Raw genomic sequence first — 21204 nt, 5'->3', positions numbered from 1 at the left:
CATTATGCCGGTAACTCAGCAGACAGCACCGCTTCGGTTTGTTTTTTCCGGTATTCGTCAAGCTGCGCGCTCAATTCACTGTTACTGATCGCCAGCAGTTCCACTGCAAACAGTCCGGCATTGGCTGCGCCCGCTTCCCCGATGGCAAAGGTGGCGACCGGGATTCCCTTCGGCATCTGTACGATGGACAGCAATGAATCCAGCCCTTGCAGATGTTTGGAGTTGACCGGAACCCCAAGCACCGGCACCGTCGTTTTCGCGGCCATCATCCCCGGCAAATGCGCCGCCCCGCCGGCACCGGCGATGATGCATTTGATGCCGCGCGGCTTGGCCTCTTCGGCAAATTGAAACATCAGATCAGGCGTACGATGCGCTGAAACCACCTTGGTTTCGTAAGCAATCGAGAATTCATCCAGGATCGCCACTGCATGCTGCATCACATCCCAGTCACTTTTGCTGCCCATTACTACGCTAATCAATGGTTTAATCATTCGAGTCCAATTCTTCAGAGTTTGTCAAGGCGAGCGCCGGCAATGATTCCGCCCTGCGGCGCGTGCCGGGTATTCTATAAGGCTGTGCAATAATTGTATTATTTTTTCGTCAGGTTTTAATAATAATCCTCATCGATCGTATTATACTAACGGGCACTCGGCATTGCGCTTGTGAAATGACCGGCGTTTTCAATAGCGCGAATTTCTTTCATTGATATTTCTTGGAATAGCGATACGTGTTATGAATTTTCAACGAGGTAAACAAAATGACGAACCGGAAATCAATCTGGTTCCGATGATCGATGTATTGCTCGTCATATTGATTTTTTTGGTGGTCACGACGACTTATTCAAAATTTGCCGAGCTCGAAATCAACCTGCCGCAAGCCAGTGGGGAAGAAGTCGATAAAAATACCCAGAAACCCGGCAGCATCGATATTACCGTCAGCGCTGGCGGGGACTATACCATCAATCTGACGCCGATCCAGTCCTCCAGCATCGAAGCCTTGCGGGATGCGCTTCGATCGGCAGCCGAAAATCTGACGGATCCGTTCATCATCATCAACGCCGATGCCAAAGCCGCTCACCAATCCGTCATCACGATCATGGAAGCCGCTCGCCTGGCAGGATACAATAAAATTACCTTTACGACTGAGACCGACCGCAATACCCAGCAATCCGTCAAACCCAAATAATTTCATTCAAGACCCGGACGGACATCGATTGACATAGAATTGAATGTCACCTCGCATTTATCCAAACAATTTTAATTAAGGAGAACATCATGTCAAATTGCAATCTTGATAATTTTTCAAAGGCCGCTCAATCAGGCTCGCAATATATTCTCGCTCCGCTGCCTTACGCCAATACTGCACTGGAACCGGTGATCACCGCCAATACGCTGAGTTTCCATTACGGCAAGCACCACAAAACCTATGTCGACAATCTGAACAATCTGCTGGCCAATAGCGACCTGGCAGGTCAATCGCTCGAGCACATCATCAAGGCCACGGCCGGCCAGGCCGATAAGGCAGCCATTTTCAATAATGCCGCCCAAGTCTGGAATCATATGTTCTATTGGCATAGCCTGAAACCGAATGGCGGCGGCGAACCTTCCGGCGCACTCAAACAAAAAATCGATGCTGCGTTTGGCAGTTTGGACGCCTGCAAAAAAGAATTTGCTCAAGCGGCGCTGACACAATTTGGCAGTGGCTGGGCCTGGCTCGTCGCCGATGGCGACAAGGTCGCGGTTGTGAAAACCGGCAATGCCGAAACCCCGCTAACCAAAAATGTCCGACCATTGTTGACCATCGATGTATGGGAACACGCCTACTACCTGGATTATCAAAATCGACGTGCCGATTATGTCAACACCATACTCGACAAATTGATCAACTGGGATTTCGCCGCGGCTAATCTGGGATAAATTTTCGATCGATGACTGACATTACCATCGCCCTGTCAAAAGGGCGAATTTTCGAAGATACCGCTCCGTTACTGAAAGCAGCCGGCATCGTTGCGCTGGATGATCCGGAATCCTCGCGCAAATTGATTCTCGACACCAATCAGGCCAATGTTCACCTCATCATCGTGCGCGCGTCCGATGTACCCACGTATGTGCAATATGGTGCAGCCGATCTGGGCATTGCCGGCAAGGATGTGCTGCTCGAACACGGCGGCGCAGGGCTATATCAACCGCTGGATCTCAATATCGCGCGTTGCAGGATGATGGTGGCGGTACCCGAAGGCTTTGATTATGATTCCGCAGTCCGCCAGGGTGCGCGATTGCGCATCGCCACCAAGTATGTGCAAACCGCCCGCGAGCATTTTGCTCAAAAAGGCGTTCATGTCGACCTGATCAAGCTGTACGGCTCGATGGAACTGGCACCGCTGGTCGGACTGGCGGATGCCATCGTCGATCTCGTTTCCAGCGGTAATACCCTGAAAGCCAACCGGCTGGTGGCGGTCGAGGAAATCATGCCGATTTCGGCGCGGTTGATCATCAATCAAGCTGCGCTGAAACTCAAGAGGGACATCATCCAGCCGGTTCTGAACGCTTTTTCCGAAGCCATCCCGCGCTGAGGAAATCCAAAAAACGAGAGCGTGATGGCCAGGCAAGACGAGATCCGGTTCAATACGCACAGTTCAGAAAGTATCGACGAACGTGTTGAACCGGATGCCAATGTGGCATGGCCAAGCGTGACCGTTTGTCAGCACTTTACTCCAAAAATCGACCGGCGCTTTCATTCAAAACTTCAACTGAACCCATGATCAACATCAAACGTTTAAACTCAGCAAATCCTGGCTTCAAGGCCCAGCTTGACGCGTTATTGGCATTTGAAAGTGCGCAGGATGATGCGGTTGACGCAACCGTGGCCCGCATCCTGGCGGATGTCCGCGCACGTAAAGATGCGGCGCTGCTTGACTATACCCGTCAGTTTGACCGGCTGACGGTCAGCTCTGCGGCCGAGCTGGCACTGACGCCGCAGCAATTGCAGCACTCGCTCGATAACTTGCCGCCCAATCAACGCACAGCTCTGGAGCAGGCGGCCGACCGCGTGCGCAACTACCATGAAAAGCAATCATTGAATTCCTGGCAATACACCGATGCGGATGACACGCTATTGGGCCAGAAAGTCACACCCTTGGATCGGGTGGGCCTCTATGTTCCCGGCGGTAAGGCGTCCTATCCTTCATCCGTGCTGATGAACGCCATTCCTGCCAAAGTAGCCGGTGTCCAGGAATTGATCATGGTCGTTCCGACCCCGAATGGCGAACGAAACGACCTGGTTCTGGCGGCGGCAGCGATCAGTAAAGTCGATCGCGTATTCACCATCGGCGGCGCCCAGGCTGTCGGGGCCCTTGCCTATGGCACGGAATCCATACCGCAGGTGGACAAGATCGTGGGCCCCGGCAATGCCTATGTAGCGGCCGCAAAACGGCGAGTTTTCGGCATAGTCGGCATTGATATGGTGGCCGGTCCTTCGGAAATCCTGATCATTTGCGATGGTCACACGAATCCGGATTGGATCGCGATGGATATGTTTTCCCAGGCTGAGCACGATGAACTTGCGCAAGCCATTCTGTTATCGCCGGATGCGCAATTTCTGGATCAGGTGACGGAAAGCATACAGCGTCTGCTCGCGAAACTACCTCGGCAAAATGTCATTCGTGCTTCACTCGAAAACCGCGGCGCGTTGATCCAGGTCAGAAGCCTGGATGAAGCATGCGAAATCGCCAACACGATCGCTCCCGAACATTTGGAACTCTCCGTCGAGCAACCGGAACACTGGGTCAACGCGATCCGGCATGCCGGTGCCATTTTTCTGGGCCGCAATGCCTGCGAAGCGCTGGGCGATTATTGCGCCGGCCCGAATCATGTCCTGCCGACCTCGCGCACCGCACGGTTTTCTTCGCCACTGGGCGTCTACGATTTTCAAAAACGCAGCAGTCTGATTCAGGTTTCGCAGCAAGGCGCTGCAAAATTGGGTGAAATCGCATCAACACTGGCTTATGGCGAAGGCTTGCAAGCGCATGCACTATCTGCAGAGTATCGGTATAAACACCGGTAGCCTCATTATCTCGGCCATTGCTGAGCGATAGGCGCGGAACGCTATCATGCCAGTGATCACCTCGCGTCAACATCCTTTGATCAAGCAATTGATCAAGCTGGAGAAATCCTCACAGTACCGCAAGAAAGCGAATCTCACAGTATTGGATGGCATCCATCTGATCCAGATTTACAGTTCGGTACTGGGAACACCGAAGCATCTGGTTGTCAGTCAATCCTACATCGATGATACGGCCAACAAACGATTCATCAGCATGCTGTTCGGCGGTGCGCTGGCGAAAGTCATCGTCATCAGCAATGCCCTGTTCCAGGAAATCTCGCCGGTGAAAACCCCCACCGGCATACTCGCGCTCATTGCAATCCCCGACCTGGCGCCTGACGTCAACAACAAAAGAGAAACCTTCAGCGTTTTATTGGAAGCCATTCAAGATCCTGGCAATCTGGGTTCGATCTTGCGGTCGGCAGCGGCGGCAAATGTCAGGGACATTTATTTATCCCCTCAATGCGCTGATGCCTGGTCACCGAAAACCCTGCGCGCTGCGATGGGCGCTCATTTCTTTCTGCGCATTCACGAGAACAGCGATCTGCAGAGCATTGCCGCGCAATTTCCCGGCACCGTCATTGCCACATCGATCCAGGCCAGCAAGAACTTATTCGAAATCTCGCTCGCCGGCTCCATTGCTTTTGTTTTCGGAAACGAAGGCGCCGGCCTCTCGAAAGAAATCATCAGTGCCTGCGATGAAAATATCGCCATTCACATGCCCGGCAATACTGAATCATTGAACGCCGCTGCGGCGGCCGCCATCTGTTTTTTCGAAAAAGTGCGGCAAGACAGCACGAATGCTGCTTCAGGCAAGATCTGAAAAGTACGATTCAAATAATGAATGCCCTCCTGAGCGTTATTACATTGCCGCATGACCTAGCGCAGAGCTTTCCCCGAGTTTTCTCCTGGTCATGGAACAAAATTATGCAGCGGTGTATGATACCGCACCCGATCAAACCGCAACTTTGGAGCCTTTATGAAAATTTCTGCTTTCTTCGCCATCCTGCTAACAGGGTGCCTATCATTCACCATCGCCCACGCTTCAGCCCCTGTCCAGGAATCGTCCAAGGCAAGCCAAGCCGCCAAATTGCCCGATAACGAGGGCATCGTCGTTTCTCATATGGATGCTGCCGGTTACACCTATATGGAACTGGACAACGGCGGAAATAAATTCTGGATCGCGGCACCGACCACCCCAGTCAATGATGGCGACCATATCCGCTTTGTAGAAAACATGGTCATGACGAACTTCACCAGCAAAACACTGAACCGCACGTTCAGTACCCTCATTTTCGTCACCTCGACTGAAATCAAGAAATAATGAATTTGCAAAGCTTCACAAAATACCCGCGCTCACCTGTTGCACACTAAGTGCTTAAAGACCTGATGATAAGTTAACCGTTAGAAAAAAAGTCGTCTTACTTGCAGATTCTCCGAAACCTTAATCAAAAAATCCTCAAGGACTGACAGGGTCTCACGAATTCAGATCTCACCGTTCATAGGAAGAGAAAGCGCAGAGGTTTTTTTACGGAAACCTTGAACAGAAACCAATCCAATATTAGATTACTATTCATCCATTGATTGGAATAAGATTGAGTTTTAAACGTCCAACTATTAAATTAGTCTGACAAAAGAGGCAATCACGACTATGTTTAATTTAGGTTCCATGTTGAATCTAGGTTCTACCGAACCTGTTATAGGCAGTGCATCAACAATTGTGAAATGCTCTGCCAGTGAGCTATTTCAATTTATCGGAGAGAATCTCTTTCAGAATTATCCTCAATGGTCTCCGGAAGTGAAAGAGCTTGAGAAAATTACGCCTGGCCCGGTGCAATTAGGAACAATCGGGCGGCAAGTACGCCTTGATCAGGGACGCCGTTCAGAGTCCCGTTTCAAAATATCCGACTTTATACCTGAAGAGCGGTTAACATTTACTGGTATCTCCGATCCTTATCGTTGTTCTTATGAATTGCAAGCTAACCATCTTGAGAACTCGACAAAATTAACATTTACGTTTGAGTTACTGGAGTTATTGGTAGTAATGCGTCCTTTTGAAGCGCTGGTTCGTGCTTCCATCAAGGAAGGGGTGTCCAAGACGGTTCAGAATATTAAGCAGTTGGCCGAAGCCGAGAAAGTGAAGTGCAACAACTAATATGAGTTGTTGTACGCAATTGCACAAATTCAACGGTTTATAACTAAAAAAGAAATCCAGTCGTGATTGACTTAAACATATCACTGTGACCAATCCATAAATTAATTCGAAAAATTTATCAATACAAGGAATATATGGCACAAGACAAATTTTCCGATATTCAGATACCGCAGGTAGACGATCGCCCGGTATGGGATGTAATCTTTGCGATTTATGGTTATCCTGCGCTGCTTCTAGCGCATCGGCTCAAGATTTTCTCCGCTCTGGCTCAGAAAAGCTGCACATTATTGGAAATCTGTGAAGCGCTTAATCTTAAACCGCGCCCAGTTGAAGCGATATTGACGACAGCGACCTCACTGGGATTTCTGTCTCTCCATGAGGAACACTACAGCCTAACGCCAGTCACTGAAGCCTATCTACTTGAGAGCAGTCCCAATTATTTTGGATTTTTCTGGGATATGATGATGGATAATTATCAAGTATCTTCGATTGCAAGCCTAGAACAAGCCATTGTCACTGATAAGCCCCAAGTGTATGGTGGCAATAATCTGTTCAAAACCCATGAAGAACAGATCGTATTATTGCAGCGTTTCACAGCAGGAATGCATAGTATTAGTATTACTTCCGCATTGGTGTGGCCGACTATCATGGATTTCTCCAGGCACCGGATCATGCTTGATATTGGAGGCGGCTCTGGTGCGCATTCAATTGGAGCAGCAATTAAATTGCCAAACTTGAAGCTTGCGCTAACAATGGATTTTCCTCAGGTATGCGAAGTGGCTGAAACCTATATTGCTCAGTATAAGATGCAAGATCGCGTTAAAACACACGCCGCGAACATTTGGCAGGATCATTGGCCGGCTGCTGATCTCCATTTTTTCTCAAATATGTATCATGACTGGATGCCCGACAGATGTCATTTCTTGACGGCTAAGAGCTTCAATAGCCTAGAACCGGGTGGGCGAATCGTAGTTCACGAAATGCTTTACAACGACGACAAAACCGGCCCGTTTGCCATGGCCGGATTCAGCATGGTGATGATGGGATGGACGGAAGGGAAAATGTATTCCGGCCGAGAATTGACCAGGATGCTGGATGAAGTCGGATTTGAAGACATTCAAATTCATAAAGCATTTGGCTATCACAGTATTGTTACCGGTATTAAACCTTAGCTTCTCTATTTGTGATGTCTTGAATATCAGTCAGCGCTTCTTTCGATTATGGGATCTTCCGGGCATCGAAGGGATAATGACGAGGCATATGCTGTATGCTGACCCATTGATCAGTCGTAAATGCTGCCACGCCCCAAACGCCATTGAAACGACCAATACCTGAATTTTTTTCGCCGCCAAAGGGATTGTAAGGCAAATCGTTGACCGGCTGATCATTGATATGCACCATACCCGCTTCGAGCCGTTGCGCGAACCGAAGGCCGCGTTCCACATCTTGCGTAAACACTGCGGCAGCCAGCCCAAGATCGGTGTCATTGGCGATAGTCAGCGCCTCAGCTTCATTGCCCGCACGAAGGATGGGCACGATCGGCCCAAACGATTCCGTTTGAGCCAGAACCATCTGATTCGTCACGTGATCGAATACATGGGGCGGCAACACCGAGCCAATCGCTTCTCCGCCGATGACTTGCTTTGCGCCGGCTGAAACGGCATGCCGAATCCGTTGCTGCAAGCCCTTCAATTGACTTTCATTGATAATCGGACCGATTAGTGTATCGGGTGCGTCGGGATCGCCCGCTTTTAATTGCCGGACGCGCTCCGCAAAACGTTGCACAAAATCATCATGAAGTTGTTTGTCGACGATGATGCGGTTGATGCTCATGCAGGTCTGTCCCTGGTGCAGGAATTTGCCGAATACCGCAGCCTCCACTGCGCGCTCCAGATCGGCGTCATCCAGCACCACGAACGGGCTATTGCCGCCCAGCTCCAATTCCAGCCGTTTCAGCATGGGACTTTCGGCAGCCAGTTTGGCAATATTCCGGCCCACCGGCGTCGAGCCGGTAAATGAGATGACGCGGGGAATTGGATGAGTGACAAATGCATCGCCGATTTCGCTACCTGCACCGACGATCACGCTGAGCACACCTGGAGGCAATTCCGCCTCTTCAAGAATTTTCGCAAACAGCAGCCCTCCTGTCACAGGCGTATCGCTGGCGGGCTTCACTACCACAGCGTTACCGACGGCGAGTGCCGGCGCGGCGGAACGAGCCGTGAGTTGGAATGGCCAATTCCACGGACTGATCACGCCGACCACGCCGACCGGTTTACGATACATGCGGCTTTCCTTGCTGGGAATGTCGGCTGGCAGAATACGGCCTTCTACTAAATAGGGCAATGTGGCCGCTTCCAAAAGCACGCCATGGACGGCATGCCATTCCAGATTTGCCTTGATTCGTGTGCCGCCAGACTCACGAATGATCCAGGATACGATTTCTTCACGGCGTTCTTCCATGATTTGCGCGGCGCGGCGCATGACGGCTGCGCGCTCACCCGGCATCAAGGCCGACCAACCTTGTTGCGACTGGGCAGCTCCGCGATAGGCTTCGTCCATATCATCGCGATTGGCATGAGGGATCTCGACCAGCGTACCACCGTCATAGGGATTCAGGTTCCGCAAAACTTTGGCGCCTTTGCCGTGCCGCCATTGACCATTGATCGGTAATCGATCGAAGTTCGAATAGACGGAGGGAGTTTCTTTGTTATTTTCCATAATGTATTGTTCGTGTTTGGTTATCCAAATTTCGTTGCCGTTGTCTGACGAAACATTGATGAATTTTTTATTCTAACTGGATAATCGGTTTGATCGTAACGCCCTTCTCGCTATCTTCAGCAGCTTGATTGATCTGGTCGAGAGAATAAAATTTTACCAGCCGGTCGAAAGGAAATTTCCCTTGTTGATAAAGTTCAACCAGCACCGGAATGAAAAGATCCGGTTTACTATCGCCTTCGACGATGCCGATGATGCGTTTTCCCGTTGTCATCACGCCATTCACATCGAAGCTGGCTTCGGTGCCCAACGCCGGCGCGCCGACGATGCCGCACGTTCCTCGAATTGCAAGCGCATCGATGGCTTGACGCAATACGACCGGGTGTCCGCTCGATTCCAGCGTAAAATCCGCCCCACCGCCAGTAATTTTACGAACCACTTCGACCGGATCGGCTTCGCGGCTGTTGATGGTGTGCGTGGCTCCGAGTTCCATCGCCAGCGCCAGGCGCGCAGGAACCACATCCGCCGAAATGATCGTCGTAGCGCCGGCAGCGCGGGCTGCCATTACCGCGCTGAGTCCCACCGCGCCGCCGCCGAAAGCGGCAAAGCTGCTACCAGGGGTGACTTTCAGCGCATTCATGACCGCTCCTGCGCCAGTCTGAATGCCACAACCCAGCGGTCCAAGCAGTTCCAGGGGCGCATCGTTGGGTACTTTGATGACATTACGCTCGTGTACCAGCGCAAAGGTGCCAAAGGACGATTGCCCAAAGAAATGATCGTGAATCGGTTCTTGCGTACCGTTGTCAGGATGGGTCGCCACACTGCCATCTTCACGCGCGCCACCGAAATTCAACGGGTAAAAATGCTCGCAGTAAGTGAAATTCCCCTGTAAACACGATTTGCAATGCCCGCACCACATGAAAGTCAGCACGACATGATCGCCAACTGCGACTTTTTTGACAGCGCTGCCGATGCGTTCGACTATCCCTGAACCTTCATGTCCCAGTATCACCGGCAGAGGCACATCATACAATTGATCTCGCGCCACCATATCGGTATGGCACATTCCCGCCGCAACAATGCGGACACGTACTTCATCAGGACGGGGATCTTCTTGAATCAGGTCTTCAATTTGAAAAGGCCCGCCTTTTTGACGAATGACGGCTGCTTTGATTTTTAACATCTTTTCGTCTCCGCTTTATTAAATAGGGCTGTCTTCCAAAATCCAAAAAATAACTCAAGAAATCATGAGTGCATTTACCTAACGAATGCCTGACTTTCCAGGTGCGATAATACCGTTGGGATCCAGCGCTTTCTTGAGCGTCTTGTGCACTTTCCGCTGCACCGGGCCATAGGTTTCAGCAACTTTATCCATGAAGGCCGTATTGACGCGATACGTTCCATATCCCCGCGCAGAGAATTCGGTCAGCAATTCATCGAAGCACTGATAAGCCGCTTTGGTTTGCTCGGGATCGGTCTTGTCGTATAGTACATCGACGATATGATGCATATCGCGCATGCCGACGATGAATTCACCGGAATAATCCAGCCCGTATTTCGCAAGAATTTGTTTGGTCAGCGCCATTTGTTTGAGGGTTTCACTACCCCGAGCTTGCGAAACCGGCGCGAACCACATCGATCCGCCACCTCCTCGCCAGTTATAAAGCGAAAATTCCGTCAGCGTCATTTCTCCGCGCATGAGCTTGGCGCGATACACAAAAGCGGGATCATCCGCCGCTTCCTGTTCCGTCAGGATTTTTGCCTTGCCGGACTTGCCGAACGCCTGCGTCACGATGTTCCAGTTCACATCGATCTGTTCTTGCGTGCCATAGAGCGCCGCATAAACATTCCAGATTCCCAGTTTATGGTCTTTCATGATTCGATCGACCGCTTCATCTGGAATTGAGCCTGGTCCGGATACATAATCGCTCCGCTTGGCTTTTACCGGTGCCTCGTACAGCGCGTGGGCAATCACCACGGCATTGGGAATGACCCCACTGATGCGCAGAGGCCGAATCGTTTCGACAATTTCAACGATGTCCTCTTCGTGCTGATATTGGATAACGAACGGCTTAAACGCCGGCGGTTCAGGCATCAACCAAAAACCGAATTTAGTGACGATGCCATAGTTGGACTGCGTGAAAATGCCATCCAAATATGGGCCATACCCCCATTTGAAAACCTGCCAAGTATTGGAATTCGGCATCGAACCCATGCCTGTGCGCAATACCTCGCCATTGGCCAACACCACTTCCATGCCACAGGCGAACAAGAAATGCTCTCCATATGGCGTATAACCGACACCCCGATCCAGCGTATTGCCCACCGGCCCGGCAATGGCTGAAGGCGCAGGCATGGATAACCATAATCCAAGTTTGTGCTCTTTAATATAATCGTAGAGCTGCTGATAAGTGACGCCCGGTTCAACCAACGCAAAAGCCAAATCCTTATCCACTTCGAGGATGCGGTTCATGCGCTTCAGATCAAGCACCACTTGACCGCGCTCTGCTGGCGCAGCCGAGCCATAACCCAGATTCTTACCTGTGGAAATCATCCAGATCGGCACTTTGTATTGATTGCAAATCGCTACAATTTGCTGGATCTGTTCGACGGTGGTCGCGAGCAACGCCGCTGACGGTGTGTGCTCAGCGTCAGCAACCGGCATCATGGTCTTGATGTATGGCGCAAGCTGCTCTGCGCTGGTGAGCACGGCATCGTCGCTCAGTACTTTACGAAAATTATTGATGGCTGCATCAAAATCCTTTTCTGAAACACCCTTGGGTAATGCGATATATTTACTGGCCATGCTGTGTTCTCCCTACACGTCGATGACGAATGAAACAAACTGTTCTCCCGCTAATCCATCATGATCCAGATTGCGGTTACCCGGCCGGTGCACGTAGGCGCGCTGGGAACAAGCTTCTTGGTGTATGCCTACTCCTAACGCAGCCGCCACCACTGCATAACCCGTCATTTCGATCCAATTTCCGAATTGCGGATGTTCAATAACAGAGGCAGTCGATTGAGGCGCTAAAGAATCCCAGCTTACTGATGTTTCCCAGCCAACTAATTGACTGGCTTCTGGCAGAGGCACTCCGGCGCAATGTAAATGAGTTGCAGGCTGATCAGCCGAGCTATACGAAGAAAATTGCGGTAACGATGCTTCCATCAGTCCGGTGTCATGAAAGGGTGCCTTCAGGAAATTTTCCACAATCGAAAAACTGCGCCTGTTTTGAATCAGCGTGGACGCCAGCAATCCCCCCGCACTGTAGACCGGCGATGCCGTCGCCCATCTATGCCGTAGCGATAACGCAGCATCAGCATTCGATATTGATGTGTGCGAGCCCAAGGCCAGCAAGTGTCCGTCAGCATTGCGCACAAGTTCCGTGAAAATCGCTGCATGCGCGTAGTCCATGACGGCAACCCAACGCATGTGATGCGATCGCGCCAAAAAATCGGCAATGCGCCGAGGATTGATCAACAACTCGTCCCCAAGTTGGAATGTAGCGAGTTCATCTTGACCGGGGTGGCCGCAATGAGCACAAGCCGCTCGCGCGCCGGTGGCGAATGCTTCGCCGATCAGCGTGTTGCCCAGCAGTAAATGACAATTCCGCGCATTGTCGGGGAGGATCGGAGTAGCTGAAGCTGCTTGGGTTATGCCAGGGATCCCCAGAGCCAACAACGTTCCGCCGCTGAGCATACCTTTAATGAGGTTACGCCGTGTTTCATCCATTATATGCAGCCTCCTTTAATGCTGAGATGATTGATGTGAAATAAACTCCGCCAGTTTGGTCAGCGATTCATCATTAATCTCAGAAGGGCGAAAGGCAGGCATCGCGCGGTTTCCGTTGCGAACAATGTTACGGATATAGTCTAAAGGAAGTTTCCGATTGCGAATTGGCGGAGCGACCTGCGCATCATGACAATACGCGCAGATTTTGGTATAAATTTCAGCCCCATCTTTCCATCTATGACTAGAAGCAGAATTATCTTCTTGAGCTGCCCACACCCAAGTTGTTGCGAGGAAAATAATGATCGGCATGAAGCCGAATACAACAATTAGATTTCTTATTATTTCTTTCATGCTGATCCTCCGAAGAATTTCAGTGCATTAAAGACGATGACACTCTTAAGTTTTCATCATCATGTCTGATAAGATCAGATTAAGTTTTACTCTTCAATTCATTTTAGAGCAACCCATTTACAAGCCGTTTACAAGTCGTGTGGATAGTTTATGAAAATCACTCAACACGAGCTTATCGAGCATTTAGTGAATGGAAGATGAGGAATACTAACGCATCAAGGTATTCAGTGAACTAGGCGCTCATTACAGAATCAGAAGCTTGTTTGAATAGTGCGCGAAGCTAATGATGAAATCGATATCGAAAATATGGGGGCAACCACTGCTCCAATTCATGCCAACGTCATCCATGGCAGCTGTACCTGGTACTCGAAATGCAAAACTGCTGTCTGGAAATGCATCAAACGCCAATTACAAAATCAATTCATTCACGAAGATTTTTATCATCGTCATCGTTAATTTCGGTTTAATCGGCTGCGCAACAGATCATAGGTACCAGCCATCAGAGAAAAATGATCGCTGTGCCTTAGCAGGACGAGCATTCATGTACTCCTGCCTACAGAGGGGAAATTTTTGATGAATCGGCTACTGTGGTCAGTATTGAGATATCGAGCTTGTTGCGCGGTTACAGCTTCTTGTATAGTGAAAAAAGTAAGAACAGAGCAGTTTTTCGAGGTTTTCTATGTCACATCGGTAAAGCCGATCAGCAGCTTATTCTTGAGGCTTTTCAGTTCATCGCGGTATTTTGCAGCCTCTTCAAATTCGAGATTCTTGGCGGCGCTGAGCATTTTTTTCTCGACCCGCTGAATTTCTTTGGTCAACTGCGTTTCGCTCATCGCATCATAGCGTGCCTGCACCTGCGCCGCTTTGAAGTCCTGCTGTGCGGATTCATAATTGTAGACGCCATCGATCAGATCCTTGATACGCTTGTGCACTGAGCGAGGCGTGATGTTGTTTTTCAGATTATGCTGCATTTGCTTGTCGCGCCGCCGGTTGGTCTCATCGATCGCCACGCGCATGGATTTGGTGATGGTGTCGGCGTACAGAATGGCCGTACCATGGATATGCCGGGCAGCGCGGCCTATGGTCTGAATCAGCGAGCGCTCCGAACGCAGAAACCCTTCCTTGTCGGCGTCGAGGATCGCGACCAGCGAAACCTCCGGAATATCCAGCCCTTCGCGCAGTAAATTGATGCCGACCAGCACATCGAATTGGCCGAGGCGCAAGTCACGGATGATCTCGACGCGCTCGACCGTATCGATATCGGAATGCAGATAGCGCACTTTGATACCGTGTTCAGAAAAATAATCGGTCAGATCCTCCGCCATCCGTTTCGTCAACGTCGTGACCAACACGCGCTCATTCTTGGCTGTACGTAAGTTGACTTCGGACATCAAATCATCCACCTGAGTGGCTACTGGGCGCACTTCAATGATAGGATCGACCAGGCCGGTCGGCCGTACCACTTGCTCCACGACCTGGCCGCTATGGTTCTTTTCATAATCGGCCGGCGTAGCGGATACAAAAACCGTCTGCGGCATGCGTTTCTCGAATTCCTCGAATCTCAAAGGCCGGTTATCCAGCGCCGACGGCAGGCGGAAACCGTAATTCACCAGATTTTCCTTGCGCGAGCGGTCTCCCTTATACATTCCGCCAATCTGCGGCACAGTGACGTGGCTTTCATCGATGATCATGAGCGCATTGCCCGGCAAATAATCCAGCAGAGTCGGCGGCGGCTCGCCGGGTTTCTTCCCGGACAGGTGGCGTGAATAGTTTTCAATGCCCTTGCAGAAGCCCAGTTCATTCAGCATCTCCAGATCGAACCGCGTGCGCTGTTCCAGGCGCTGCGCCTCAACCAACCGGTTCTCCTGATAAAAATACTCCAATCGCTCGCGCAATTCCGCCTTGATGGTTTCCATCGCACGCAATGTGGTGCTGCGGGGCGTCACGTAATGACTGGAAGGATAGACCGTATAGCGGGATAATTTTTGCAACACGCGGCCAGTCAACGGATCAAACAGCGCCATGCTATCGACTTGATCATCGAACAACGACACGCGCACGGCCGCTTCCGAGCTTTCCGCCGGAAATACGTCGACCACGTCACCGCGCACCCGGAACACGCCGCGCTTGAATTCCAATTCGTTGCGATCGTATTGCATTTCCGTCAAACGCTTGATGATGTCGCGCTGCGTGGTGTTTTCACCCTGCCGCAGATGCAGAATCATGCCGTGATAATCCACCGGATCGCCGATACCGTAAATGCACGATACCGTCGCGACGATGATCGCATCATCGCGTTCCAGCAGCGACTTGGTCGCCGACAAGCGCATTTGCTCGATGTGCTCATTGATGCTGGAATCCTTTTCGATGAATAGATCGCGCGACGGCACGTAGGCTTCGGGTTGATAATAATCGTAATAGGACACGAAGTATTCCACGGCATTCTCAGGGAAGAACTCCCGCATCTCAGCATACAACTGAGCCGCCAGGGTTTTGTTCGGCGCCAGCAGAATGGCCGGGCGTCCGGTTCGGGCGACCATATTGGCAATCGTATAGGTTTTGCCGGAGCCGGTAACACCCAGTAAAGTCTGAAAGGCAAGGCCGTCGTCGATACCTTCGATTAATTGTGCGATTGCAACGGGCTGGTCGCCCGCTGGTTCGAACGCTTGATGTAATTTGAACGGACTCTTGGGGAAGGTTATGATCACGAGTATAATTCCACGATAGAATTTCTTCTTGGTGTCATTTTAACATGCTGATCTACTCATTTTAGTGCGAGGATTTTTGTGGAACTTTCAAACCGCGTTCAAAGCATCAAACCCTCTCCCACCCTTGCGGTAACTGCCCGGGCCGCCAAATTGAAGGCGGAAGGAAAGGATATCATTGGCTTGGGCGCCGGCGAACCCGACTTCGATACGCCGCAGCACATCAAAGATGCCGCCATCGCCGCGATCAACAAAGGTTTGACCAAATATACCGCGGTGGGCGGAACGCCTGGCCTGAAAAATGCCATCGTGGCCAAATTCAAACGCGAAAACAACTTTGATTTTGAAGCCAAACAAATTCTCGTCTCGTGCGGAGGGAAGCAGAGTTTCTTCAATCTGACACTGTCGCTCATCAATCCCGGCGATGAAGTGATCATTCCGGCGCCCTACTGGGTTTCGTATCCCGATATCGTGCTCATCGCCGAAGGCAAGCCGGTGTTCATCCCTTCGGGCATAGAACAGAATTTCAAAATTTCCGCCGAGCAACTGGAAGCCGCCATCACACCCAAAACCAAAATGTTCGTGATCAACAGCCCGAGCAATCCATCCGGCGGGGTATACAGCATGGATGAGCTCAAGGCCCTGGGTGCGGTGTTGCGCAAACACCCGCAGATTCTGATCGCCACCGATGACATGTATGAACACATCCTGCTGTCGGATCAGAAATTCTGCAACATCGTCAACGCCTGCCCCGATCTATTGCCGCAAACCGTGGTTCTGAATGGCGTCTCCAAAGCGTATTCGATGACGGGCTGGCGAATCGGCTATTGCGGCGGCCCTGCTCACATCATCACGGCAATGGAAAATGTTCAATCCCAAAGCACATCGAATCCAAGCTCAATTTCACAGGCCGCCGCCGAGGTAGCGCTCAACGCGGATCAGTCCTGCATCACGCCGATGGTTTCCGCGTTCAAGGAACGCAATCTTTTTGTGACGGAACAATTGAACCAGATTCATGGAATTCGTTGCTTATCGTCCGAGGGGGCTTTTTATGCGTTTGCCGACGTACGTCAGGCAATGGATGATCTGTATAAGAAGAACTTGATCGCGGCACCGAATGACATTGCATTCAGTGAATATTTGCTGGAAAGTGCCGGTGTGGCCGTTGTTCCGGGCTCTGCTTTTGGATGCGAGGGATACATGCGCTTGTCGTTCGCCACGTCCATGGAGAATCTTCGGCAAGCGTTGGATCGGATTAAGCGTTTACTCAAATAATCAGTAACCGATTCCTTATTCTTATTCCTAGGTGCTTTTAATGAAAACCGGCAATTGCAGCGGCTTTCTTGGTTTTTCCTGCCCGAGAAGGAATGTTGCATAGGCCGCAGACATGATTGGAATGGATCTCCAGCGAATGCACGATAAAATTGCCGCGGCAACTGACGCAAGGCGCGATGCACAATACACCGCTGTCCACGAATCGTATCAACGTCCAGGCCCGCGTCAGGCTCAGAACTTTTTCCAGGCTATGCACTTTGATGTGTTCCATATATAACCGGTAGCTCTTGATCAGCGCATCGATGCCCTCGACACCGGTATTCTTGAGCACGAAGTTGTAAATGTTGATGAACAAGGATGAATGCATGTTGGGTTGCCAGCTCATGAACCAATCCTCGGAATACGGCAGCATGCCCTTCGGAGGAGAGACTCCCCTGATTTCCTTGTACAACTTGACCAGCCGTTCGCGGCTCAGATCGGTATTCATTTCCAACACTTGCAAGCGAGCGCCCAAGCTGATCAACTCGGTTGCAAGCTGGATTTGTTTGGCCTCGGTTAGAATGCTCCGGTTACGCATGCTCCTGCCCCTTCATGATTAATTGATCAGACAATCGCTTCTGCTGGCTTGCCTGCCATCAAAATGGCCGCATGCGACTTGGTCACGGACTGCTCGCGAGTATCATTCGACAGCATCTGCGCAATCAGGCGATCATCAAAACGAAAACGGCAGAGCAGCATATTGGAAGCCGCCATTTTGACGAGTTGCGCCGAAGTCAATTTGTCCAATATTTCGGCGATATCCTGGTTGATACCCAAACGGTACATGGCGGATACTCTATCTTCCCGCAGCATCTGTTTGGCCAATAACAAATAGGCTAAGTTAATATCTCTGATTTCATCAAGAAGTTGATCTGCTTCCATTTTTTTACTCCTTTAAGATTAATAAACTCACAAGATCGTATGGAGAGATTTTCAATCATGCCGGGGTGGAAGTAAATGGAAGTTAACCTAAACAATGCTAGGTAATCTTCTTATCAGAATGTAGGAATTTGCCTGACAACCGATCGATGGCGCTGGCGCGATAGCCGGGGATGCTCACCGAATCAGGCCGGCTTGGGCAACTTTGAATGCATCGCTTGCAGCCATGATGCCGTGCGACTGTTTCTATTGATGACTGATGCATGACATCGGCACTCACCCGGAATTCTTTAAATTTATGATACATTTCATGATACGTTCGTGCTCAAAGATTGGAATGGTACGCTTCTCAACCAGGGTGGATGCTGAGCTCGCACCGGAGGTTCATGACCTGTCTTTACTCAGTTAGGCAATTTGTAGTCTTTTGATCACCCATTCCCTACAATTGCGCTGAAGGAGAATACCATGCGAAAACATTTTCTGGATTTGACCGGGCGCTTCCTGAATCACATCAGCATTCTTTTTCTGGCTGGGCTCGCGATGTCACCGGCATTGGCTGAGACCACTCCATGCACCGATCATGGCGCAGCCCAACTGTGGGTTTCGCCGAAGCATCCGGACGCAGGCAAACCAGTCCGCGTCATGGTCGTATCGACCAGCCATGCATTGTCGGAATTGACCGTCATCGATAGCGGAGGCAATCGGATACCTGTGCAATCCAGCCGCCGCGGCGGCCCGCCATGGAGCATCAACGCCACGTTAGAACACCTCGATGCCGGACAGTATCGCATCGAAACTCAGAGCGATGGCAAATTGATCGCGTGCTCTACACTCGGCATTGGCAAATCGCCTGCCCAGCCCAAAATCAACGAATGGAATCAGATTACCGAAGCCTTGTATTCGGCCTGGATCGAAGCATTGTTTGCCGCACCATTTCCTGAAAATCTCAGTTTTCCTTCGCTCGAACCTCTGCTGCGCAACACTGACCATAATTTCCTGCACAACTACCTGGGTCTCAACGAAGATGCCGCTCTGCCCATGACACCGGATTGCGCCGATTTACCTTATATCCTGCGAAGCTATTTCGCTTGGAAAATGGGCTTGCCCTTTGCTTTTCACGCTTGTGGGCGCGGCTCGGGCAATGCGCCGCCGCGATGCAGTTCGCCTACCCTCATGACGGAATTCACCCGAACTACCGGCACACCGGTCAGTTTCACGCAATTCAGCCGAAAACTAGTCAATACCGTACATTCCGGTTCTGCCCGCACCAGGCTTGACGATGAATCGACCGATTGGTACCCCGTTCCGCTGCGCCGCGATGCGCTCAGGCCGGGAACCATCTTTGCTGATCCGTATGGGCATATTCTGGTGCTCGTCGAATGGGTGCCTCAGACAGCGAAGCATGCCGGCATGCTGTGGGCGGCTGACGCTCAACCGGATAACACCATCACCCGCAAGCGAGTATGGGAAGGCACACTATTGTTCGCCCAAACTAACAGCGCAGGCGCGGGTTTCAAGGCTTTTCGCCCGCTGATCTCGACTGCTCAAAACCAGTGGAACATGTTGTCGAATGCTGAACTGACCGATCAGTCCGAATTCATTCCATTCTCGCTGGAACAGCAGCAGATGGCTCCGGATGACTTTTACGCCAAGCTTACGAAGCTCATCAATCCCGACGGCCTTGAGCCGAAACAAGCGTATGATGCGATGTTTTCAGCATTGGTCGAGCAAATCGAGACGCGTGTCACGTCGATCGACAACGCCGAAGCCCATTTCCGCAAGAATCCGCGCAGCGTCATACCCATGCCGCGTGGCACAGCAATATTCCAAACCGTTGGCCCGTGGGAAGATTATTCGACACCGTCGCGCGATATGCGCCTGCTCATCGCGATGCATGTACTGAACGGATTGCCCGACAAAGTCGTGCGGTATCCCGATTTATTCCTGATGCATGGCAAGGCGCCGCAAGCCGTCAAAACCGACATTGAGCAATACCACGCGCAACGCACTCATCAGCAGAAAATCCGCTACACCCGCTCGGATGGCAGTCAGCAGGAACTTTCCATAGCTGAGGTATTGGCACGTCAATCCGCCTATGAAATGGCATATAACCCGAATGATTGCGTCGAAAAGCGCTGGGGTGCACAACCGGATAGCGAAGAATATGCGACCTGCCGTCGTCATGCGCCGATGGAACAACGCTCAAAAATGATGCAATACCGCACGTGGTTCCAGGAAATGCGCCGTCCCGCGCAATGAACCTTGCTAGCCAGAAAAAATAATCCTGCGCTACGCCGCGTTATAGGATTAAGATAAGGCATGATGGGCTGAAGCGTGACGGTCAGCCATGATATTGACTCGAGCAGTTATGATATTCAGAAGGATGGAGAGTATGAAAAAAATTACGATGCTGGGTTCGCTGGCTTTTTCTCTGATATTGTATGTCTATTTTCTGAACACTGGCGAAGGCGCTGTGCTGGCGTTCGTATTGCTGGGCTTGCTGGTTTCTTTCGTGGCGGCCATGATGTTCCTGACTGAGAAATAATGCAAATACCGGCGCTTGAATAAAAACACTACCGCCCGCTTGGAATTGCCAACACCGCTGGAAATTCTTGAAGATCAGCTCGTAGTGGGAGTTCGGCGATAGCGCAGTTCTTATCACCGCGTCCCGTCCATGAACACAAACTATTGCCTGTATGCAAACCCGACTGCAATCACTGCTCGAAGCCTGGATAAACGTCATCATCGGTTACGTCGTCGCGCTGGCCACCCAGATCGTCGTGTTTCCGTGGTATGACATCGAGGTCAGCATCAGCCAGAATCTCCAGATCGGCTTGATCTTCACTGCTGTGTCGATTGCTCGAAGTTATCTGGTGCGGCGCTTCTTCAACCGCTTGCACAAAATGGATCAGGAGAAACAGGCATCATGAGCGAAGACAACCTATCCATTTTCCTTTTGATTACCACCACCCTGGTGCTGGTACAAATCGGCTTCAGGGACTTCTTCATTCAGCGCCTCCATATTTCGCCGGCGCAGTATGCTCAATTCTTGTTTTGCCTCATCGCTCTTCAGCTCATCGTCATCATCGGCGCTACCCTGTTATCGATCCCTAATGATGCGTCCTGAGCATTTACACGCTTAATGCCCCTTAAAAAACTTATCATGAATCCGGCGCGTCGTGCGCCATACGATCCAAATCACGACCGGCACCAGCACCCCCGTCACCATTTCCGGATGAATCGGCAGG

The 21204-nt window shown here is 51.0% G+C and carries 24 protein-coding genes; 14 read left to right on the top strand and 10 right to left on the bottom strand.

Features of this window, described 5'->3' with window-relative positions; genetic code table 11:
• Positions 1 to 2 precede the first annotated feature (2 nt).
• Positions 3 to 491 (bottom strand): 5-(carboxyamino)imidazole ribonucleotide mutase, encoded by a 489-nt coding sequence (purE, locus tag ABF87_RS04940; RefSeq protein WP_160828028.1) that lies wholly within the window; start codon positions 489 to 491, stop codon positions 3 to 5.
• A 241-nt stretch (positions 492 to 732) separates the two neighbouring features.
• Between purE and ABF87_RS04935 the strand changes: the two genes are divergently transcribed.
• The 9 genes from ABF87_RS04935 (at position 733) to ABF87_RS04895 (ending at position 7428) form a co-directional block, all read left to right on the top strand.
• Positions 733 to 1185 (top strand): biopolymer transporter ExbD, encoded by a 453-nt coding sequence (locus tag ABF87_RS04935; RefSeq protein WP_160828027.1) that lies wholly within the window; start codon positions 733 to 735, stop codon positions 1183 to 1185.
• 89 nt (positions 1186 to 1274) lie between these two features.
• Positions 1275 to 1916 carry a superoxide dismutase gene (locus ABF87_RS04930; RefSeq protein WP_160828026.1) on the top strand — a complete coding sequence of 214 codons (642 nt, stop codon included), beginning with the start codon at positions 1275 to 1277 and terminating at the stop codon, positions 1914 to 1916.
• An 11-nt stretch (positions 1917 to 1927) separates the two neighbouring features.
• Positions 1928 to 2572 (top strand): ATP phosphoribosyltransferase, encoded by a 645-nt coding sequence (hisG, locus tag ABF87_RS04925; protein ID WP_160828025.1) that lies wholly within the window; start codon positions 1928 to 1930, stop codon positions 2570 to 2572.
• Between the two features lie 24 nt (positions 2573 to 2596).
• Positions 2597 to 2761 (top strand): hypothetical protein, encoded by a 165-nt coding sequence (locus ABF87_RS04920; RefSeq protein WP_160828024.1) that lies wholly within the window; start codon positions 2597 to 2599, stop codon positions 2759 to 2761.
• Positions 2761 to 4062, top strand: a complete 1302-nt coding sequence (hisD, locus tag ABF87_RS04915) for a histidinol dehydrogenase (RefSeq protein WP_160828081.1) — start codon at positions 2761 to 2763, stop codon at positions 4060 to 4062. The genes ABF87_RS04920 and hisD overlap by 1 nt, the downstream gene beginning before the upstream one ends.
• Before the next feature lie 46 nt (positions 4063 to 4108).
• On the top strand, positions 4109 to 4924 hold the full coding sequence (locus tag ABF87_RS04910; RefSeq protein ID WP_160828023.1) for an RNA methyltransferase: 816 nt from the start codon (positions 4109 to 4111) through the stop codon (positions 4922 to 4924).
• Between the two features lie 156 nt (positions 4925 to 5080).
• A complete protein-coding gene (locus ABF87_RS04905) occupies positions 5081 to 5425 on the top strand; it encodes a hypothetical protein (protein ID WP_160828022.1) in 345 nt (114 codons plus the stop codon).
• Between the two features lie 327 nt (positions 5426 to 5752).
• Positions 5753 to 6256: an SRPBCC family protein gene (locus ABF87_RS04900; protein ID WP_160828021.1), complete on the top strand. Its 504-nt coding sequence runs from the start codon at positions 5753 to 5755 to the stop codon at positions 6254 to 6256.
• A gap of 134 nt (positions 6257 to 6390) precedes the next feature.
• Complete coding sequence (locus ABF87_RS04895) at positions 6391 to 7428, top strand: methyltransferase (protein ID WP_160828020.1); 1038 nt, start codon at positions 6391 to 6393, stop codon at positions 7426 to 7428.
• Between the two features lie 46 nt (positions 7429 to 7474).
• Here the strand turns inward: ABF87_RS04895 and ABF87_RS04890 are convergent, their stop codons facing one another.
• The 6 genes from ABF87_RS04890 to uvrB form a co-directional block, all read right to left on the bottom strand.
• On the bottom strand, positions 7475 to 8977 hold the full coding sequence (locus ABF87_RS04890; protein WP_160828019.1) for an aldehyde dehydrogenase family protein: 1503 nt from the start codon (positions 8975 to 8977) through the stop codon (positions 7475 to 7477).
• A 67-nt stretch (positions 8978 to 9044) separates the two neighbouring features.
• The gene (locus ABF87_RS04885; RefSeq protein ID WP_160828018.1) at positions 9045 to 10157 is read right to left on the bottom strand and encodes an NAD(P)-dependent alcohol dehydrogenase; all 1113 of its coding nucleotides are present in this window, start codon (positions 10155 to 10157) and stop codon (positions 9045 to 9047) included.
• A gap of 78 nt (positions 10158 to 10235) precedes the next feature.
• Positions 10236 to 11780, bottom strand: a complete 1545-nt coding sequence (locus ABF87_RS04880) for an FAD-binding oxidoreductase (protein ID WP_160828017.1) — start codon at positions 11778 to 11780, stop codon at positions 10236 to 10238.
• A 12-nt stretch (positions 11781 to 11792) separates the two neighbouring features.
• Complete coding sequence (locus ABF87_RS04875) at positions 11793 to 12707, bottom strand: hypothetical protein (RefSeq protein WP_160828016.1); 915 nt, start codon at positions 12705 to 12707, stop codon at positions 11793 to 11795.
• A gap of 15 nt (positions 12708 to 12722) precedes the next feature.
• Entirely contained in the window at positions 12723 to 13058 is a 336-nt protein-coding gene (locus ABF87_RS04870) for a cytochrome c (RefSeq protein ID WP_160828015.1), read from the bottom strand.
• A 677-nt stretch (positions 13059 to 13735) separates the two neighbouring features.
• Positions 13736 to 15766 (bottom strand): excinuclease ABC subunit UvrB, encoded by a 2031-nt coding sequence (gene uvrB / locus ABF87_RS04865; RefSeq protein WP_160828014.1) that lies wholly within the window; start codon positions 15764 to 15766, stop codon positions 13736 to 13738.
• Between the two features lie 78 nt (positions 15767 to 15844).
• On the opposite strand from uvrB, the gene ABF87_RS04860 reads away from it, so the two are divergent.
• Positions 15845 to 17038 carry a pyridoxal phosphate-dependent aminotransferase gene (locus ABF87_RS04860; protein ID WP_160828013.1) on the top strand — a complete coding sequence of 398 codons (1194 nt, stop codon included), beginning with the start codon at positions 15845 to 15847 and terminating at the stop codon, positions 17036 to 17038.
• A gap of 37 nt (positions 17039 to 17075) precedes the next feature.
• Here the strand turns inward: ABF87_RS04860 and flhC are convergent, their stop codons facing one another.
• The 3 genes from flhC to ABF87_RS04845 all read right to left on the bottom strand — a co-directional run bounded on the left by flhC (position 17076) and on the right by ABF87_RS04845 (position 18263).
• Complete coding sequence (flhC, locus tag ABF87_RS04855) at positions 17076 to 17615, bottom strand: flagellar transcriptional regulator FlhC (RefSeq protein WP_160828012.1); 540 nt, start codon at positions 17613 to 17615, stop codon at positions 17076 to 17078.
• A 26-nt stretch (positions 17616 to 17641) separates the two neighbouring features.
• Positions 17642 to 17959: a flagellar transcriptional regulator FlhD gene (flhD, locus tag ABF87_RS04850; protein ID WP_160828011.1), complete on the bottom strand. Its 318-nt coding sequence runs from the start codon at positions 17957 to 17959 to the stop codon at positions 17642 to 17644.
• A gap of 97 nt (positions 17960 to 18056) precedes the next feature.
• Positions 18057 to 18263, bottom strand: coding sequence for a hypothetical protein (locus ABF87_RS04845; protein ID WP_160828010.1), 207 nt, complete (start codon positions 18261 to 18263; stop codon positions 18057 to 18059).
• 158 nt (positions 18264 to 18421) lie between these two features.
• On the opposite strand from ABF87_RS04845, the gene ABF87_RS04840 reads away from it, so the two are divergent.
• From ABF87_RS04840 to ABF87_RS04825, 4 genes are all read left to right on the top strand, one after another.
• On the top strand, positions 18422 to 20215 hold the full coding sequence (locus ABF87_RS04840) for a hypothetical protein (RefSeq protein ID WP_160828009.1): 1794 nt from the start codon (positions 18422 to 18424) through the stop codon (positions 20213 to 20215).
• A 133-nt stretch (positions 20216 to 20348) separates the two neighbouring features.
• Positions 20349 to 20501: a hypothetical protein gene (locus tag ABF87_RS04835; protein WP_160828008.1), complete on the top strand. Its 153-nt coding sequence runs from the start codon at positions 20349 to 20351 to the stop codon at positions 20499 to 20501.
• A 151-nt stretch (positions 20502 to 20652) separates the two neighbouring features.
• Positions 20653 to 20886, top strand: a complete 234-nt coding sequence (locus tag ABF87_RS04830) for a hypothetical protein (RefSeq protein ID WP_164503155.1) — start codon at positions 20653 to 20655, stop codon at positions 20884 to 20886.
• Positions 20883 to 21083 (top strand): hypothetical protein, encoded by a 201-nt coding sequence (locus ABF87_RS04825; RefSeq protein WP_160828007.1) that lies wholly within the window; start codon positions 20883 to 20885, stop codon positions 21081 to 21083. Before ABF87_RS04830 ends, ABF87_RS04825 begins: the two co-directional genes overlap by 4 nt.
• Positions 21084 to 21204: the final 121 nt, after the last annotated feature.

The sequence above is a fragment of the Nitrosomonas sp. JL21 genome, assembly GCF_009833095.1.
GTDB lineage: Bacteria > Pseudomonadota > Gammaproteobacteria > Burkholderiales > Nitrosomonadaceae > Nitrosomonas.
The sequence above is the reverse complement of the archived record's forward strand: the minus strand, read 5'-3'. Positions and strand labels throughout refer to the sequence as shown.